This is a genomic window from Amphibacillus sp. Q70 (genome assembly GCF_052055485.1).
In the GTDB taxonomy this organism is placed as follows: domain Bacteria; phylum Bacillota; class Bacilli; order Bacillales; family Amphibacillaceae; genus Amphibacillus.
Genome location: NZ_CP197171.1, coordinates 1866214 through 1884400 on the forward strand (window position 1 = coordinate 1866214; position 18187 = coordinate 1884400).

Below are 18187 nucleotides of genomic sequence, written 5' to 3' on the forward strand. Positions count from 1 at the left end.
AGAATAAGGGAAAACATTGCATTCATTTGAAAGTAAGCGAATGCAAGTTTTTTAAAAAAATTCTGCAGTTTTTAGTAGAAATTCATTAAAATTGACTTTTATTGTTGAATTTATGCTAATATAGAGGTAACATTTGTCTGAAATCAAAGGGGAGAGGTTCATTGTTACGAGGATTTTATACAGCGGCAAGCGGAATGATAACACAACAACGTCGCCAAGACACATTATCAAACAATATTGCTAATGCAGAAACGCCGGGTTTTAAACAGGATCAAGCTACAATCCGTGCATTTCCAGAGTTATTAATCAATCGAATGGGGAAAGAGACAATCCCAACGACTCGTCCTTTTTCTGTGCCAAATCAACAGCAAATCGGTTCGATTAATACCGGTGCATATGTCCAGGAAACAATTGCCGATCACCAGCAAGGCGGCCTACAAGAAACAGGCATGGCGACGGATATGGCATTAATTAATGCTGTATTGCCTGATGAATTAGGGAGCTTATTTTTCACCATACAGAATGCAGACGGGGATGTTCGGTACACAAGAAATGGTAACTTCACGGTAGATGGTGAAGGTTACTTAACAACTAATCAAGGCTACTATGTTTTGGATCAAGCAGGTGAGCCTATTTTCACGGATGGACAAGCCTTTTCTGTGACAAGTGAGGGTGTTATTGAGATAGATGGAGCTGTTATTCCATTAAATATTGCTTACGCTGAAAATGTTAATGATCTGATTAAAGATGATGAAGATTTATTTATGTTTACAGATGATGAAGCAGCCGTTGATGCTCGTGATATGGCGGATGTATCGTTTTCAGTTGAACAACGTTTTCTAGAAAGTTCAAATGTTGATCAGGTACAAACGATGACGGATATGATGCAAGCCTATCGCTTATTTGAAGCAAATCAAAAGGTTGTTCAAGCATATGATCAAAGTATGGATATGGCGGTTAATCAAATCGCACGATTAACGTAAGGGGCGATTAAGCATGAGTCGAATGAATGTACAAGCTGCCGTTACAATGGGTCAGCTTCAAAATAAACTAGATTTAATTGGACATAATGTTGCAAACCTGAATACAAGTGGATATAAATCACAGTCCGCCAATTTTTCATCACTTATGTATCAGAATATTGATAATTTTAGTGATGTTGAAGCGAATGCCACTGGACGCCAAACGCCACATGGCATTCGCTTAGGTTCGGGTGCACGAATGGGTCATACTAATATAAATTTGGCACTTGGATCATTAGATACAACCGATCGAGGATTAGATGTGGCGTTGCTAGAAGATAATCATCTATTACAAGTCCAAGTAACAGAAAATGGTTTTACTGAAACGCGTTATACTCGAGATGGCTCACTTTATTTGCAACCCTTACCAGATGGTCAGCATATGTTGTCCACAAGTGAAGGCCATCCCGTGATTGGACAAGCTGGTACACCAATTATTTTTGATGAAAATATTGACGATGTGAATATTAATGAAATGGGTCAAATCGTAACAAGCCGTAACGGAATAGAAGTTGTTGAAGATCAATTGGCTCTTGTAGAGGCAGTTCGACCACAATTTCTTGAACCGGCAGGTCAGAATTTGTTCCGTTTACCGGATCTAACGGATGCGGCTTATGTTGCAGAAGATATTGTTACTGAGGTTGCTCCATTTGAGAATTCAATCAAAAGTCATACACTTGAACAATCCAATGTGGATTTAACGGTACAAATGGCGGAATTACTTCAAACCCAACGCGCTTATCAATTTAATTCACGCACGATTACAATGCATGATCAAATGCGCGGGCTAGTTAATCAACTGCGCTAAGGAGCTTTACTAATGCAAAGAACGGATACTAGACAACAAGAAAAGCCGAAGCAAACGACTAATGATGAACAAACAAGTCGGCAAAAAAGAAAAAAACAACAGAGAACGAAAACACCTATCCGCCGAATTTTCCCTATCTGGCTTCGCCTGATTGTGGTCTTTTTGCTTGCAATACTTGCTCTTATTATTGGTATGATTGTTGGTTTCAGCGTGCTTGGAGATGGAGATCCCTTAGATGTCTTGACGCTTGATTTTTGGCGACATGTGCTGGATATCATTTCAGGAGTAGAATAATAGTAAAGCAGTTTAATCAGAAACTAGATTAATCTGCTTTTTTTACACTTTAATCAAGCAAGTGAGAAATGAATGTAAATGTACTCACCGTGTTGCAACATGAGGAATCCATTTAAGGTAAAGGCGAACGAATACAAGTTCTCTTAATCGGATTAAATAAACTGAATTTTCATGATTTTTCGAATACCTTCTTAAAACATTTTAATGAAAAAGGAGCACAAGTGAATATGTTAGATATTGAAGAAATCAAAGCAATCATTCCGCATCGTTACCCCTTTTTATTAGTTGATGAAATTGTTGAAATGGAAGCAGGAAAACGAGTTGTAGGAAAGAAAAATGTTACGATTAATGAGCCTTTTTTTCAAGGACATTTTCCTAACTATCCAGTTATGCCGGGTGTTCTTATTTTAGAAGCTCTTGCCCAAACAGGCGCTGTCTCCATGTTAAGTAAAAAAGAGAATGACGGAAAAATAGGTTTTCTTGCTGGGATCGATAAATGTCGTTTCAGGCGTCAAGTCAAACCCGGTGATACATTGAGGTTAGAAGTCGAGATCACAAGACTTAAGGGACCCATTGGCAAAGGAAAAGCGAAAGCAACAGTTGAAGGTGAAATGGCCTGCGAAGCTGAAATCATGTTTGCCATCCAATAAATATATTAGATGTAAAAAAACAGAGCTATCTGATCAAGGTAGCTCTGTTTTTTTGGGGGGAATTTTAGAAACATCTGTAGTTAAGCGGAGGTTTTTAAAAAAGGAATCATAGGGGATTAAGGCTATATAATTGTGTAATAAAGAAAAAGAGCCAAATCAGCTCTCCTATAGTACAATGTAGTTACCAACCAAACATTGAAAAGGAGAGAACTGAAATGACTCAATTAAATTTTACCCTAGATATGGACAAATTAACAGAGGAAATTTTATCGAGTAACTTAAATTCGGCAACTAAAGGACTGGCAGTCGCTGTATTTAATGCCTACATGGAGGCGGAGCGTGATGCCTATGTCCAAGCCGACTCACGAGAACGCCATGCGCTTCGCCAAGACATGCGGAATGGCTATTACGAAAGAGATTATAAACTACCTATCGGGCGAATCACGCTGAAAGTCCCTCGCACACGCTCTGGTGCCTTTTCAACAAAGTTATTCGAGAAGTATCAACGTATGGATCAATCGCTTGTTCTGACACGAGTGGAATCTGTCGTGAGTGGTGTATCGACCCGAAAGGTCACTAAAATTGTTGAGACCCTCTGTGGGGAAGGTGTCTCTCGTTCATTTGCTTCTAATATTCTCAAACGTCTAGATCCTGAGGTGGCATCGTTTAGAGAGCGCGCGCTTCATCATAAATACTATGCCTATGTCGATGCCATGTATATTAAAGTGCGAGAGAATCATCGTGTGGTATCTAAAGGTGTCTATATTGCGCAAGGGGTGACGTCAGAGAAGAGACGCGAGATTATTGGATTTATGGTTTCAGAAGAGGAAACAAAGGCAGCTTGGACAAGCTTCTTTCAGGACTTACGTGCGCGTGGTTTGAAGAAACCCAAGCTCATCATCTCTGATGCGCATTCTGGATTAAAAGCAGCGATTAAGGAAGACTTTTTAAACTGTCCATGGCAGCGTTGTACCCCCCATTTCTTACGCAATCTGACGGATGTGATGCCGAAGAAAAACAGTCAAGCTGAACGGACAGCCTTAAAACAAATCTTTTATGCCGATACCCTGGCCCATGCCAGAGAATTGAAGACAAACTTTATAAAGACAGTCGAGGGAAATCCGAAGTACACAGCGGTCATCGAGAAGTTAGAAGCCGGTTTTGATGATGCCCTACAATTCATCCAAGAACCCACGGGCTATCATGTCTCTCTAAGGACGACAAACAGTTTAGAGCGAGTCAATAGAGAAATCCGGCGTAGGGAAAGAGTCATTGGGATTTTTCCGAATATAGATTCAGCTGTCCGACTTATCGGTGCCGTTTTGATGGATATCCACGAAGGATTTCAAAAGACGAAGCGAAAATTTTTAAGAGACTATGCCCCGGGGGAGAATTAAATGCAACGCTTTTCCTGACCTCGCCATGGCGAGGTCAGGAAAAGCTATCCCCCTCTCAAGTAACTACAGAGATAGCTATAGGTTATTACACAAGATTTTGGACTTGACACATAGGGGATTAACTTGACTGTATTTCGTCAAAGTTGATTGTATTTTCGCTCACTTGACTGTATTTCGTCAAAGTTGATTGCATTTTCGCTGACTTGATTGTATTTCGGAAAAGTTGATTGTATTTTCGTTAACTTGATTGTATTTCCGCAAACTTAATTGCAAATCGCCGAAGGTGCTTGTGATTTCGCAAACTTAATTGCAAATCATAAAACTTGCTTAAAAATCATCGAATTAAAAAAAGAGTTGGTCCTGGAATCTAAAAGAAAACCTCAAAACGCGAGCACGAATTATAAAACAAACCTAGATGCTCAAAGATTGTTGCGTAATTTTATCAGGCAAGTTCTGAACAAGCATCTTAAAAATGACTGTTAAACCATGACCAAGCCTTGAACGAAACAAAATTCAGCCTTCCAATAAAATCAACAAGCAATAAAAAACTATAAACGAGATGATTAGAATTAAGTAAGCCGGGCAAGCTATGAATGTAAAATATAAGAAAAGAGGTGACTAGATGTTTGCAAAAGTGATTATTTCTCTTATGATGATTGGGCTATTATTAGGTTGTAATCAAGACCAAGATACACCGCCTGAAGATGATCAACCTATTGAAGAGAATATCGAAGAAGATATGGATGATATGGGTGATGAAGCTGAGGATATGTTTGAGGAAGATGACGAGAACCGTGACGAAATGAACCAGGACGAAACGGATCCAAACATGGATGATACAGAAGAACCTACGGACCCAGAAAGAGAAGACGAAGAGTAATTAGCAGTTACATGTGATAAATAAACACACGCTCCCGAGTGATTCATCGATTAAGCACAACATGGCTATTCGAAGATGAACTCGGGCGTGCATTAATTGAAGAAATAACCAATTACCTATTAGTTTTAAATATTAAATAAATATGACTTATTTAGTGATGATAACTCCAATCATTTGGCACTCCATTTGCAGCCTCTTTGTGATAATAAAATAAAAAATTAGGAATTAATGATATAAAAACCTCATCATGAATCATACAAATATTCCACAAATTTTATAGTTATTTATGGTATACTGTCTATATTGTTTTGTATGAAATATTTTATCTGTAAATTTAATGAGTAAATATTTTAAAATGGAAATTTTTGAAAAGTGGTCATGTGTAACGCAACTAAAGTAGAAAACGTCTAATGAAGTAAAGAAATATGATCCTTATAAGTTAAGCGTGTTTAGAAAACAAAAGTTAAAGTAGGGGAAACAATGAATATAACAAATTTAATTATTGCTTTTTTCATTACATTAATTTCAACTTTAATATTAGTTATTCCTGTTAAAAAGTTAGCATTCAAGTTTGGTTTTGTTGATCGACCATCTAAACGAAAAATACATAAGCATGTTACACCAAGACTTGGGGGATTAGCCATTTTCTTTGGTGTGGCACTTGGTCTTTTGTATTTAAGACCGAGTCATCCTGAAATGCCAGCCGTTATTATAGGTGGAATTGTCATGACAATAGTGGGCATCATCGATGATAAATATCAGATTCGACCGCTTGCTAAATTAACTGGGCAGTTGGCTGCCGCAACCATTGTCATTTCAGGTGGTGTTATTATTGAAAAAATTACACTACCATTGATTGGGATGATTCACTTTAATCAATTAGTCGCTGTACTTATCACTGTCCTGTGGATTGTTGGGATAACAAATGCGATCAATTTAATTGATGGTTTGGACGGACTAGCTTCAGGTGTAACAACAATAGGATTGATCAGCATTTTAATCATGGCTATTATGGATGCTAATGTTGTTGTTATTTATTTGGCAACCCTTTTAATTGCTGGTAATCTCGGATTTCTCTACCATAACTTTCATCCTGCCAAGATTTATATGGGAGATACAGGCTCGATGTTTCTCGGTTATTCGATAGCGGTTATTTCGACGCTTGGGTTGTTTAAAAATGTAACAATATTTAGTTTTATTGTTCCAATTATTATCTTGGCTATACCTATTTTTGATACATTATTTGCGATTGTGCGCCGAACACTTGACGGGGAGAGCATTTTGTTACCTGATAAGAAACATATCCATTATCGATTGCTTGAAGCGGGCTTTAGTCACCGAGCAACGGTTTTAATGATCTATGGGTTTTCTGCATTATTCGGCTTAATTGCGATTCTCTTTTCAAAGGCTTCCTTAGTAGTTACCTTAGTACTTTCTTTGGCATTACTCTTGTTGCTACAAGCATTTGCTGAGATAGTTGGTGTCATTGGTAATGGCAAGATGCCATTGATAAGCATGGTACACCGTACGTATAAAAGGAAAAGAGTAGATTACAAAAGCAATCAATGAAAAGAGCTCGAACTGCTAATTACGGTCAGATAGAGTTACTATACATTGTGAGGGGTTTGTGTGAAGACACAAATCTCTTTGCATGTTATTAATGTTTAACAATTCTAATACGATTATTAAATTTAAATAGTTATGGCGATGTTAAGATACTAACAGTTCATATAATCGAAGTGTTGAATTTAGCAAATGCTCTACTTAATGATATAATAAACAATGGCTATAAAGGTGCCAAGTTTTTTTGTGGAGAACATCGTTAAACAATACCAATCTGTTTTTGAAGATGTGATACAATAGAGAATTAGGAGGATATCTAATTTGACGAACAGAAAAAAAGTCGTGCATTTAACGACGGTTCACCACCCTTTTGATACGCGGATTTACCATAAAGAATGTTTTTCTTTACATAAAGCGGGTTATGATGTTAGTTTGATTGCCCCACTAGAAAACAAACCGCGTGGTGCGAAAGTTATGACAGATGATGGCATCAAATTGATTGCAACAACTAAACGGAAAAACCGTTTGGTACGGATGCTTCTGTCGACTTGGGAAACCTATCGATTAGCCAAAAGAGAACAAGCAAATTATTATCATTTTCATGATCCAGAGTTACTTTGGGTTGGATGGCTATTAAAGAAAAAAACAAACAACGTTATTTATGACGTTCATGAGGATTATCTTACAAGTATTTCCCAAAAAGAATATTTCGCCAAGCCAATTAAAAAAATAGTGGCTTTGCTTTATGATAAAATGGAAGCTTTTTTGATCAAAAAGATGGATATTTGTTTAGCAGAGAAATATTATCAAGAACGTTATCCAACTGGTCAACCGATTTTAAATTATCCTGTTTTAAATGAACAGCTATTAAATGCTCAACGTGATGATCAAGAGCCAGCAGATGCTGTGATCTATACTGGAAATGTAACAGAAGTGAGGGGCTCTTACTTACATGCTATTCTACCCAACTTGCCCTCAAAGCTAGATATCTATTTTTATGGGAAGTGTCAGCAATTCATCGCTGATAAAATGAAGCAGCTAGCTGGTGAATCAAAGGACAAGCTCCACTTTACCGGCATTGATCATTTTGTCGAACGACAAGAGATTGATAAAGGCTATTTAAAGCAAAATTGGTTAGCTGGGATGGCCATTTTTCCTCCAACAGATCATTATAAGCGAAAAGAGCTAACGAAGTTCTTTGAATATATGACAGCAGGAATCCCTGTTGTTTGTTCAAACTTTCCTACATGGCAAGCGTTTATTGATCAACATGAATGTGGCCTAACCGTTGATCCAGATCATCCAGAACAGTGGGAAGAAGCTCTAGTATATTTACGGAGCCATCCAGAAGAACGAAAACAAATGATCCAAAATGGTAGACAAGCTGTTCGAAACGAATTAAATTGGCAAGTTGAAGAAAAAAGGCTCCTAACCTGGTATCAAGAGATCCATAATCATTTATAAGTAAAGCTTGAAATAGGGCATGACTTCAATTAAGGCGGGATATGATGAGCAAAGATAAGGCTGAGCTTAATAGCGCTGATTTTGACCAAATAAAAAACGAAAAAATAATGATGAACAAAGATAAAACAAAACCAATGGTATCGATTATTACACCAACTTATAATGCAGAGTCTTTTATTGTCGATACGATTGAATCTGTTCTTTCACAAAGCTATTCCGATTGGGAAATGATTGTAATAGATGATCACTCAACGGACCATACTGTTGAGGTGGTCAAAAAAATAAGCAAACAAGACCCACGAATTCGCTTAATCGAACGAACTAAAAATGAAGGACCTGCTCGGACACGAAATGCTGGCTTAAGAGAAGCGATGGGACGCTATATCGCTTTTTTGGATAGTGATGATCAATGGCTGCCTGAAAAATTAGCAACCCAGGTTGCGTTTATGGAATCAACGGGTGCATCATTCAGTTATACATCCTACAATCGGGTACAAATCTATTCAGATGGCCGAAAAGAAATAAAACCAGTTATCGTACCAGAAGCGGTGACCTATAAACAATTATTGAAGAAAAATGTGATCGGGTGTTTGACCGTCATGATCGATCAAAAACAAACTGGGCCGATTCAAATGGTTGATATGCGCTCACGACAAGATTACGCCTTATGGCTTGAATTGACTCGACGTGGCTTTAAAGCAGTCGGTCTATCAGAGACTCTAGCCAATTACCGTGTGAGGGTAGGTTCTTTATCGAGTAATAAGCTAAAGATGGCCAAGCAAAATTGGCGCGTCTATCGTGATGTTGAAAAACTTAGCCTGCCGGTTGCGATTTGGTATTTTATCCATTATGCGTTTCTAAAATCAATGGAATATGTCAATTATATAAAGTGAAGGTATTTAACACGATCATAGGATAAGGCTTTATGGATGATAGAATAAGCCAAGCTAGGCTTTCACCATAAAGACCAGGAGAAAACCCGAGTTTTTCCAATTTAATAAGCGGAGTGAAAAGTATGCGCAATTATATAAAAGAAATGATAAAAAGAAAAGATTTATTGGTCTATCTAGTGATGTCAGGATTAAAGGCAGATAATCGAGATAGTTATTTAGGTTATTTTTGGTGGTTGTTAGATCCGCTATTAAATATCGCAATTTATTACTTTTTAAGAGTTGTCGTATTAAGGGGCGGTGGTCCAGATTTCCCAGTCTTCTTAGCGATTGGACTGGTTGGATGGAAATGGATGAGTGCAACAATCAATGGTTCTTCACGTGCGATTACTCGCTACTCATCGATCATTAATCAAGTTTACTTACCAAAAGCTATTTTCCCTTTTGCGCTGACTTTTACGCAAATGTTTAATTTTGTTTTTGGTTTGGTTGTTGTCGGTCTTTTCTTAATTATTTTCGGTGTAATGCCCGGCTGGCAGATCATCTTTTTACCATTAGTTATTTTAGTACAGTTATTATTTTTATTGGCTATAAGTCTTGGAGTTGGCTATATCTCAGTGTTTATTCGTGATATAGACAATTTGACCAAGCATGTTGTTCGATTGTTCTTCTATGCTTCACCTATTATTTGGGAAGGTGGACTGTTACCTGACAGCCTTTCTTTTATTGTTGATGCTAATCCGATCGCGATTATATTAGATAGCTATCGTGATGTGCTAATGTATGCTCAGGTACCTAACTTTTTCAAGTTAGGAATTGTTTCCCTAGGATCAGTAATTGTTTTCTTTTTAATGATCAGACATTATAGTAAAAACGAACATAAAATTATCAAAGCATTATGATCAATTAATTTAAAAATGAGGTAAGAAAATGAGTTCAGCTAAAGACGTTATTATTGAGGCAGAGAATCTCAGTGTTGTTTTTAAATCGAAGCAAGATCCCGATGATTATAAATCCCATGTGATTGACTTCTTTAGGGGTGAAAAGCAGAAACAAACTAAAAAAGATAAATTTTTTTGGCCGCTTAAAGATATTAACTTTAAAGGATATAAAGGTGAAATTCTTGGGATTGTAGGTGCCAATGGCTCAGGAAAAACAACGATATGCAAGGTCCTAACAGGAATATTAGCACCAGATCAAGGACAGTTAACGGTAGATGGGAAAGTGTCAGCATTGTTTTCCTACGGCATTGGCAGAAATAAGAATCTGAGTGGACGAGAAAATGTTTATCTAAATGGTTTAATGCTAGGTATTTCAAAGGGGAAAATCGATCAGTTTATCAATGAAATCCACGAATTTTCCGGATTAGGTGATTTTTTTGATCAACCGATGAAAAAATATTCAAGTGGGATGCGAGCACGATTAGGCTTTAGTGTCGCTTCACACTTAGAGCCAGAAATTTTAATACTTGATGAGGCTTTAAATACTGGTGACCGTGCTTTTAGTGCTAAGGCAGCTGGAAAAATGCAGGAGCTCGTAAAAAAAGCTAAGATGGTTATTGTTGTGACACATAGTCATCGTTTTGCCCGTGAGAATTGTGATCGGGTCATCTGGTTAGATCAAGGTCAAGTTCGTGCAGTTGGCGATCCTGAAACAGTTATTAACCAATATGAGCAGACTGTCCCAATAGCACAACGAAAAGTTAGAAAGAAACTTCAACTACAAAATATAGATACGATAAAGAAAGAAAATATTGCCGTTAAAGCTAATGATGTTGGGATTAAATTCAACTTAGGTCGTGATAATCATTGGGCCTTGAAAAATCTTTCTTTTCAAATCAATGAAGGAGAAGTAGTCGGGATTATTGGTCGAAATGGTGCGGGTAAAAGTACGCTCTGTAAAGTAATGACAAAGATTTTAAAACCCGATGAAGGGGAGATAGAGATCAATGGTGAAACAACAGCTTTATTAAGCTATGGAGCGGGTTTTAATCGTCAATTATCAGGACGTGATAATGTCTATTTAAATGGTATGTTACTCGGGATTCCTAAAGGAATTGTTGAATACAATATGAATAATATTGCTGAGTTTTCGGGATTAAAAAAAGTTATGGATAAATCGATAAAAAATTATTCAAGTGGGATGCGGGCAAGATTGGGCTTCAGTATTGCTGCTATGTTACGACCAGATATATTTATTATTGATGAGGCATTATCAACCGGAGATATGGCTTTTAAGCAAAAAGCGAGCGAAAAAATCCAAGAAATGATGGAACAAGCGAAAGCAGTCATTATTGTCTCACATAGTATGAAATTTGTTAGTACGGTATGTACACGAGCTATTTGGATTGACCAAGGTCAAATGATGATGGATGGTAAAGCCGAAGACGTTGTTAAACAATATCTAGAGAAAGCTAAAGAAGATCGAGCTAAAAAAAGACAGGTGAAATAAATAATGGGTTCCCTTAAAAAAAAAATATTCAGTTTTGGTGATTGGCTAATCTTTAGTTTATTTAAAACAGAGCAAATTGAGCGAATGTATAATTTATTAACAGACAAGCAAAAGAAACGCTTGAAAAAAATCATGCCATCTGGTAATAAAATGAAGCAGGTTGAACTAATTAAATATCATATAAATGAATTAGGTTTTGTTGAACGTGGACTAACTGAATTAGAGGATCTGCTAAGTAACGAGGACGAATATTTACGTTATCTTGCTGGTTGGCAGTTAGCAGTTTGGCACGCCAATCAAGACCCATTAGAACATGCCAAACAATGTATAAATCAATTAGCGACATTAACATTTGATAACAATGACCAGGTGTTGAAGCGGAGAAAATCGATTTTAGAAGCTGAATCTTATCATAGGCTAGGGGATCTTAATAAAGCAAAAGAAATTATATCACTAGCGTTGAAAAATGATTCACATAGAGATTTGTTATTAGCGCAAGCCAATTTAGCAGAAAGCTTAGATGATAAAATTGAATTGATTAATCAAATTATGGATAAGTATCAGAACCTTAGAATAGCGATTGATCAAGATAACAATAAATCAATCTATGATCAACTGACGGTTGACCCTAAATTGATTGAGCAAAATAAAATAAATCACGACCAGCATAAAGTGACTATTATTATTCCCGCCTACAATGCTGAAAGTATAATCGAAACAGCAATTTACTCAATACTGAAACAAACATGGCGTAATATCGAAGTTATTGTAGCTGATGATTGTAGTACAGATCAAACGCAAGCAGTCGTTAAAGAAATAGCTAAAACGGACCAGCGAGTTAAAATTGTTCAAACCAAGCAAAATAGTGGAGCTTACATTGCCCGAAACACAGCGTTAAAAGAGGCGACCGGAGAGTTTATCACAATTAATGATGCGGATGACTGGTCACATCCAGAAAAAATAGAAATTCAAGCCCGACATTTATTAGAAAACCCAAAAGTAATCGGTAATATGTCCCAACAAGTAAGGGCAACAAACGACCTGGATTTCTACAGAAGAGGACAACCAGGGATGTATATTTTCCAAAACATGTCATCTTTAATGTTCCGTCGCGAGCCTGTTATGGAGAAAATAGGTTATTGGGATAGTGTTCGTTTTGCTGCTGATTCTGAGTATATAAAAAGGATTAAAGTTATTTTTGGCAATAAATCGATTAAATACCTTGAAACAGCACCATTGTCATTTCAACGTCAGACAAGCCATTCATTAACAGGGAATTCAGCTTTTGGCTATCCGGGCTATTTTTTTGGTGCTAGAAAAGAGTATCGTGAAGCACAAGAAGATTATCACGAACGATTTCCTGATCAATTATATTACCCATTTCCACAGAATAAACGGCCATTTCCGATTCCAGAACCTATGTGGCCGAGTAAAGCAGTTAAAGATGAAGATGGTTATCGACATTTTGATCTGCTGATTGCATCTGATTTTAGCGATAAAGGTGATACAAATAAAACCATTCTTAAAGAGATTGAAGTTAGAACCAAGCAAGGATTAAAAATAGGTTTGAACCAACTCTATCGTTATGATTTAAAGCCGGAGAAGTTAATTAATTCAGAAGTACGTGACTTAATCGATGGTGACCAGATTCAAGTTGTTTGTTATGGAGAAAAGCTAACCTGTGATTATTTAATCGTGATTAATCCAGCGGTCTTACAAGATCGTCAAAATTATCTACCGACAATCAAAGCGAAAAAGATTAACGTCATTATTAATCAACTTCCAACTATCAAACACGCTAAAAGTGAAAAGCAAATATATGACTTTAATACGGCTAATGTCAACCTAAAAGGCTATTTTAATAAAACAGGGAAATGGTATCCAAACAATGCTGAAATTTGCAAAGCATTACACGACGATTACTATGATGAATTAACAGAGTTTGAGTTAGTTAAAGAAGAATGGCAAAGTGTAACAAATGGCGATCTTTAATAGAATATGAAAGATTCGTTTTCAGTTGTTTAAGTTAAGAATATTTTGGAGATGAAAGGGAGAAAACCATGCCAAAAAAAGCTATTGATGACACTAATCAATCAAATATAGAAGCTAAACTTAATGAGAATTCAACCTTATCATCATCCGCAGAAAAAAACACTGAGAATCGTGTAAGAAAAACAAGAAAAGGCCGCTTCTTTAACAAATTATTAGCTTTATTTCGAGTGAGACATAGTATTAAGCTCATATTCAAACCTAAGAAAAAACAAGTTGAAGATAAAAATCAGCAATTTCAAGAGGTTCTTAAAAATCAATTATTCAATCATTTTGATAAAGCTACCGATGCCAAAATAGTCGAAGAGGATCAAAGAGCAATTATTAAAATGATATACAAAAAAGGTGATTTATCTACGTATATTGATTCTATTAGTCAATTCAGAAATACTAGTGAACGTATAATGTTTGATCTACTAAAGTATAGTAATCAAATGATAAATAAAAATGACAATCAAGAAATAATCAAACAACATTTGACGCAAATTGTTGAAGCAAGCTATATGAATCCAATCCCTGAATTTATTGTCAGGCATGCGAAAAATAAGAACATCGAACTTACGATGTTTGATTCGTTTAGTAATCAATTAACAATTAAAGAACGAAAAAATCAGCTATGGACAGACTCACCTGATCAACTACTTGATAATAAAGAACTAGGTTATCAATTTGTAGATCGATTGGGTATTAAATATCCAAAACAAAGTGAAATTGTTTATACATATCAGACAATCCCTAAGACTGAAGGAATAGTCATTAAACCAGTAAATGGTGCTGGTTCAAGAGGGGTTTATTTAGTTTATAGTTCCACAAAGATTTTTGATCTGAAAAGGCAAGAAGAACTAACAAGTTGGGATAATTTATCTGAACGTATGGAAAGGGATTTGGATTCTAATTTCGTTGAGGCAGATGAATGGATAACGGAAAATTTACTATTAATGGATAAAGTCAATGATCTTCCAGCGAAAGATTTTAAATTTTACTGCTTTTATGGAGAAGTTGCCTTAATTCTAGAAATTGAACGATATCCTCATTTAAGATACTGTTGGTGGGATCGTTCAGGCAATCAGATATCGACTGGAAAGTATGATTATCAGCTATTTAATGGCGAAGGCGTGCATGCACAAGATATTGAGGTAGTGGAGAAAATAAGTCGAGAAATACCTACTGCCTTTATGCGAATTGATTTTTTAAAGGCCGAAGATAGTTTTTATTTTGGTGAATTTACACCGAAGCCAGGAAATTTTGATCATTTTGATCGAAATATTGATGAATGGTTAGGAAGATTATTCCTTCAAGCAGAAACTCAATTGAACCAAGATTTAATTAATGGAAAGACATTCACTGTATATCAGAAGATAGTTAATGATCAATCGAAGTCAGTCAATTGATTTTTCGTTAGATTAAGACTAAAGCAACTTGTACCATAATTTATGATGGAGGATTTATCTATTATGTCACCTAACAATCCTGAATGGTTAACTGAATATCCACCTGAAATATTCTTTGGCATTAAAGGACCAAGAATAGATGCATATGCTGTTGCATTGGAAGGATGGAGAAGAGGGTTAAAACTTAAATGGTATACAAAAGATGCCGCTGCCTTTAAAGAAATGAAAACGTGGTTTGTTGATCAACCCGGCCAACTATTTTCTTTAACTGACCAAAGTAAAGAACACTTTTTCTTCCGGACTCGAGGAGATCTGGTTTCTAATAAAGCAGTTGACATCGGTGCAGATAAAAGTAAAACAAAAACTTATCTAGAAAAAGAAAATGTTGCTACACCTAAAGGGAAAAAATTCGACAGCCACGTTTCAGACCAAGAGATCATTGATTATGCTAAAAAATTAGGATTCCCATTAGTTATTAAACCGACAGATGATAGTTTTGGTAGGGGGATTACTGCAAATATAAAAGATTCAACTCATTTTATTGAGGCCTTAAATCATACACGCTATCAGCAAGATTATAAAAACATCATTGTTGAGGAACATATCGAAGGTGATGATTACCGACTCTATGTGGTAGGTAATCAGGTGGTAGGAGCTATCCATAGAACCCCCCCTTATGTTGAAGGGGATGGACAATCAACAATCAGTCAATTAATTAAACAAAAAAATAAGCTTAGACAGAAAAACCCCAGATTAGCAAGTTGTCTAATCAAAATAGATCAAGAGTTGATTGCTTTTTTGAAAAAACAAAATCGCTCATTGAAAACGAAACCGAAAAAAGGCGAGCAAGTCCTATTAAGCTATAAAAATAATATCTCAATCGGTGGAGATGCAAAAGATAAACTAGATCAATTAACTGACCAAGTCAAATCAATTGCGATCGAGGCTGTTAAAGCTATTCCTGAATTAAATCATTGTGGTGTCGATATGATTATTGACCAAGAACAAAATCGAGCTGTCGTGATTGAAGTAAATGCAACAGCACATATCGGATCGTTACTTTTCCCTGGTCAAGGGAAAGCTAGAGATATTCCCAAAGCGATTGTTGATTATTATTTTCCAGAATCAATCGAAGCAGACCGTCACAATGTACCTATTTATTTTTCTTTTAAAGAAGAAATAAGGGTATTAAATAATGCTTCATTGCAAAGCGTAACGATAACCGAACCGCCATTAGGAAAATTGATTAAGACAAACTATCGCTTGAAGGGAAAAGTAAGCTCAAGACGATATCAAGAAAGTATAAAAAAACAAGTTTTATCTCAAATTGATTTGAATGGTTTTATTGTGAATAAATCACGTCAAGAAATAGAAATTGTTGTCGCTACAAATAATCGTCAATCTTTAGCTGAGTTTGAGTCATTTCTTGAAAACTTAAGTGATAAAGTGAACGTCCAAAAGTTAGCAAAGGTTGATGATCATCAACCTGTTAAATTAGGTTTCTCTATTATCGGTAAAGATAATTTAGTCAAAAAATTTAAAAGAAAAAGTTATCAATATCGTATATTACGTTGGATCTTAAAAGGATTTGAAATATTAAATACTATTTTTCAATTAATTATTTTAAGAATAAACAAACGAAAGAATAAGACCAAATGATTTCATGGTTGGTATGAAATGCTATCACCTGTCAGTTAACGCAAATCAGGTGATTTGGAGGAAGGTTTATGTTGAGTCACAAGTATAAATGGTTGCCACACTTAATCGACACGATCCCTAGGGAAGCATCTAAAAATAATATAAGTATGTATACTATTGCTTTAGAAGCTTGGCGAAGGGGAATTACTGTTGATTTTTATCAGAAAATTGAAGATGGCAACACATTACTGCGTTATAAATTAAAGCATGGTGAAAAGGAACATTTTTTTAGTGGATCAATGGGAGATTTGATTACACAAGAAGCAGTTGAAATCTGTACTAATAAAGATTTAACATACCAAAAATTGCAAGACAAGAATATTCCTGTACCAGCCGGGAAACGATTTTATCCATCTGATTCAGATCAAGACATCATTAACTATGCCAAGAAATTAAATTACCCATTAGTTCTTAAACCGACAGATGGAAGTGCCGGCAAAGGTGTTTTTGCTAACATTCAAAATAAAACAGAACTAATCAGTGCGATAAACAATGTCAGAAATAAATTAAACTATCGAAAAGTTATTTTACAACAACATGTTAAAGGAAATGAAATTAGAATTTATGTTTTTAAAGACAAGGTAATCAGTGCAACTAATCGTATTCCTGCTAATGTCATGGGTGATGGAAAGCAAAGTATTAGAGAACTGATCAAGGAAAAAAATCAAATACGTAAATCAGTTCCCCATCTTTATTATAGACCCATCAAATTAGATGCAGAAATATACTCGATCTTAAAAAAATTGAACTATAATTTAGACACAGTCCCTCCTACAGGGAAGCGAATTTTTTTAAGAGAAATTAGCAATATTTCAACAGGTGGTGATCCGGTTGATTATACAGACAAACTCACTGATAGACAGAAAGAGATCGCTATAAATGCAACTCAAGCGATCCCTGGTTTACTTCATTGTGGATTAGATATGATTATTGATGAGGGAACGAACAGTGGTGTGATCATTGAACTAAATACGCGACCGGGTTTAGGCTCCCACTTGTTTCCAATCGAAGGAATAGGGGTAGATATACCCAAACTAATCATTGATTATTATTTTCCCGAAACAAAAGAAAATACTCAACATAATGACCATGCTTACTTTGATTTTGAATCCGCGGTTGCAGCATTGCGATATGGGTCAATTAGCGAAGTAGAGATTAAACCTAGACCAAAACAGAGGCTGATCGGAAGACGCATTTTAATTAAACTAAAATTGCCTAGCCGAAATATAGCCAAAAAAATTAAACAATTAACATTGGAATATGATATGAACGGTTTTCTTGAGATCAAATCATACAAACAATTGGAATTAGTAATTGCTTCCGACGATGAAACCAAGCTAACTGATTTTGTAACAGCTATCGAAAAAACATTCGCTAGCCAGATTAAAAATATAGATCAGGAAACATATACAAAACCAATTAGAATCGGGTTCGAAGTAAAAGGAAGTTTAGCGTTTAAAACAGATCAAATGATTGCACTAGAAATAAACCAGATTGATTATGAAGTGAATCTAACCAAAAACCAGCTTGTTAAATATAAAAAGCAGTTAGTTAGTATTAAAAATAAAATTATAAAAATTTTAAAATGGCCTTTTCGGTGGATGTTTAGTTGAGTTGATTTTTAATTAAT

Annotated in this window: 15 protein-coding genes; all 15 read left to right on the forward strand. The window is 35.8% G+C overall.

The window, feature by feature from the left end; translation table 11 throughout:
- Window positions 1-161 precede the first annotated feature (161 nt).
- The 15 genes from ACS127_RS08340 to ACS127_RS08410 all read left to right on the forward strand — a co-directional run bounded on the left by ACS127_RS08340 (window position 162) and on the right by ACS127_RS08410 (window position 18170).
- On the forward strand, window positions 162-983 hold the full coding sequence (locus ACS127_RS08340) for a flagellar hook-basal body protein (protein ID WP_440897959.1): 822 nt from the start codon (window positions 162-164) through the stop codon (window positions 981-983).
- A gap of 13 nt (window positions 984-996) precedes the next feature.
- A complete protein-coding gene (locus ACS127_RS08345; RefSeq protein ID WP_440897960.1) occupies window positions 997-1830 on the forward strand; it encodes a flagellar hook-basal body protein in 834 nt (277 codons plus the stop codon).
- Between the two features lie 12 nt (window positions 1831-1842).
- On the forward strand, window positions 1843-2124 hold the full coding sequence (locus tag ACS127_RS08350) for a DNA-directed RNA polymerase subunit beta (RefSeq protein WP_440897961.1): 282 nt from the start codon (window positions 1843-1845) through the stop codon (window positions 2122-2124).
- A gap of 227 nt (window positions 2125-2351) precedes the next feature.
- Window positions 2352-2774: a 3-hydroxyacyl-ACP dehydratase FabZ gene (gene fabZ, locus ACS127_RS08355; RefSeq protein ID WP_440897962.1), complete on the forward strand. Its 423-nt coding sequence runs from the start codon at window positions 2352-2354 to the stop codon at window positions 2772-2774.
- Between the two features lie 215 nt (window positions 2775-2989).
- Entirely contained in the window at window positions 2990-4171 is a 1182-nt protein-coding gene (locus ACS127_RS08360) for an IS256 family transposase (RefSeq protein ID WP_440897963.1), read from the forward strand.
- A gap of 622 nt (window positions 4172-4793) precedes the next feature.
- Window positions 4794-5051: a hypothetical protein gene (locus ACS127_RS08365; protein WP_440897964.1), complete on the forward strand. Its 258-nt coding sequence runs from the start codon at window positions 4794-4796 to the stop codon at window positions 5049-5051.
- Window positions 5052-5531: 480 nt separating this feature from the next.
- Window positions 5532-6620: an MraY family glycosyltransferase gene (locus tag ACS127_RS08370; RefSeq protein ID WP_440897965.1), complete on the forward strand. Its 1089-nt coding sequence runs from the start codon at window positions 5532-5534 to the stop codon at window positions 6618-6620.
- A 315-nt stretch (window positions 6621-6935) separates the two neighbouring features.
- Window positions 6936-8078 carry a glycosyltransferase gene (locus tag ACS127_RS08375; protein WP_440897966.1) on the forward strand — a complete coding sequence of 381 codons (1143 nt, stop codon included), beginning with the start codon at window positions 6936-6938 and terminating at the stop codon, window positions 8076-8078.
- 44 nt (window positions 8079-8122) lie between these two features.
- The gene (locus ACS127_RS08380) at window positions 8123-8971 is read left to right on the forward strand and encodes a glycosyltransferase family 2 protein (protein WP_440897967.1); all 849 of its coding nucleotides are present in this window, start codon (window positions 8123-8125) and stop codon (window positions 8969-8971) included.
- Between the two features lie 122 nt (window positions 8972-9093).
- Complete coding sequence (locus tag ACS127_RS08385; protein WP_440897968.1) at window positions 9094-9870, forward strand: ABC transporter permease; 777 nt, start codon at window positions 9094-9096, stop codon at window positions 9868-9870.
- Window positions 9871-9898: 28 nt separating this feature from the next.
- Window positions 9899-11419 carry an ABC transporter ATP-binding protein gene (locus tag ACS127_RS08390; RefSeq protein ID WP_440897969.1) on the forward strand — a complete coding sequence of 507 codons (1521 nt, stop codon included), beginning with the start codon at window positions 9899-9901 and terminating at the stop codon, window positions 11417-11419.
- A gap of 3 nt (window positions 11420-11422) precedes the next feature.
- Entirely contained in the window at window positions 11423-13411 is a 1989-nt protein-coding gene (locus ACS127_RS08395; RefSeq protein ID WP_440897970.1) for a glycosyltransferase family 2 protein, read from the forward strand.
- A 68-nt stretch (window positions 13412-13479) separates the two neighbouring features.
- Entirely contained in the window at window positions 13480-14859 is a 1380-nt protein-coding gene (locus ACS127_RS08400) for an ATP-grasp fold amidoligase family protein (protein ID WP_440897971.1), read from the forward strand.
- Between the two features lie 63 nt (window positions 14860-14922).
- Entirely contained in the window at window positions 14923-16518 is a 1596-nt protein-coding gene (locus ACS127_RS08405; protein ID WP_440897972.1) for a hypothetical protein, read from the forward strand.
- A gap of 68 nt (window positions 16519-16586) precedes the next feature.
- Window positions 16587-18170 carry an ATP-grasp domain-containing protein gene (locus tag ACS127_RS08410; RefSeq protein ID WP_440897973.1) on the forward strand — a complete coding sequence of 528 codons (1584 nt, stop codon included), beginning with the start codon at window positions 16587-16589 and terminating at the stop codon, window positions 18168-18170.
- Window positions 18171-18187: the final 17 nt, after the last annotated feature.

Excerpts from the sequence above, each read along its gene's own strand:
- ACS127_RS08360 (WP_440897963.1), top strand. The coding sequence starts at position 2,990 with ATGACTCAATTAAATTTTACCCTAGATATGGACAAATTAACAGAGGAA.
- ACS127_RS08385 (WP_440897968.1), top strand. The coding sequence starts at position 9,094 with ATGCGCAATTATATAAAAGAAATGATAAAAAGAAAAGATTTATTGGTC.
- ACS127_RS08390 (WP_440897969.1), top strand. The coding sequence starts at position 9,899 with ATGAGTTCAGCTAAAGACGTTATTATTGAGGCAGAGAATCTCAGTGTT.
- ACS127_RS08395 (WP_440897970.1), top strand. The coding sequence starts at position 11,423 with ATGGGTTCCCTTAAAAAAAAAATATTCAGTTTTGGTGATTGGCTAATC.
- ACS127_RS08380 (WP_440897967.1), top strand. The coding sequence starts at position 8,123 with ATGAGCAAAGATAAGGCTGAGCTTAATAGCGCTGATTTTGACCAAATA.
- fabZ (WP_440897962.1), top strand. The coding sequence starts at position 2,352 with ATGTTAGATATTGAAGAAATCAAAGCAATCATTCCGCATCGTTACCCC.
- ACS127_RS08350 (WP_440897961.1), top strand. The coding sequence starts at position 1,843 with ATGCAAAGAACGGATACTAGACAACAAGAAAAGCCGAAGCAAACGACT.
- ACS127_RS08405 (WP_440897972.1), top strand. The coding sequence starts at position 14,923 with ATGTCACCTAACAATCCTGAATGGTTAACTGAATATCCACCTGAAATA.
- ACS127_RS08345 (WP_440897960.1), top strand. The coding sequence starts at position 997 with ATGAGTCGAATGAATGTACAAGCTGCCGTTACAATGGGTCAGCTTCAA.
- ACS127_RS08410 (WP_440897973.1), top strand. The coding sequence starts at position 16,587 with ATGTTGAGTCACAAGTATAAATGGTTGCCACACTTAATCGACACGATC.
- ACS127_RS08365 (WP_440897964.1), top strand. The coding sequence starts at position 4,794 with ATGTTTGCAAAAGTGATTATTTCTCTTATGATGATTGGGCTATTATTA.
- ACS127_RS08400 (WP_440897971.1), top strand. The coding sequence starts at position 13,480 with ATGCCAAAAAAAGCTATTGATGACACTAATCAATCAAATATAGAAGCT.
- ACS127_RS08370 (WP_440897965.1), top strand. The coding sequence starts at position 5,532 with ATGAATATAACAAATTTAATTATTGCTTTTTTCATTACATTAATTTCA.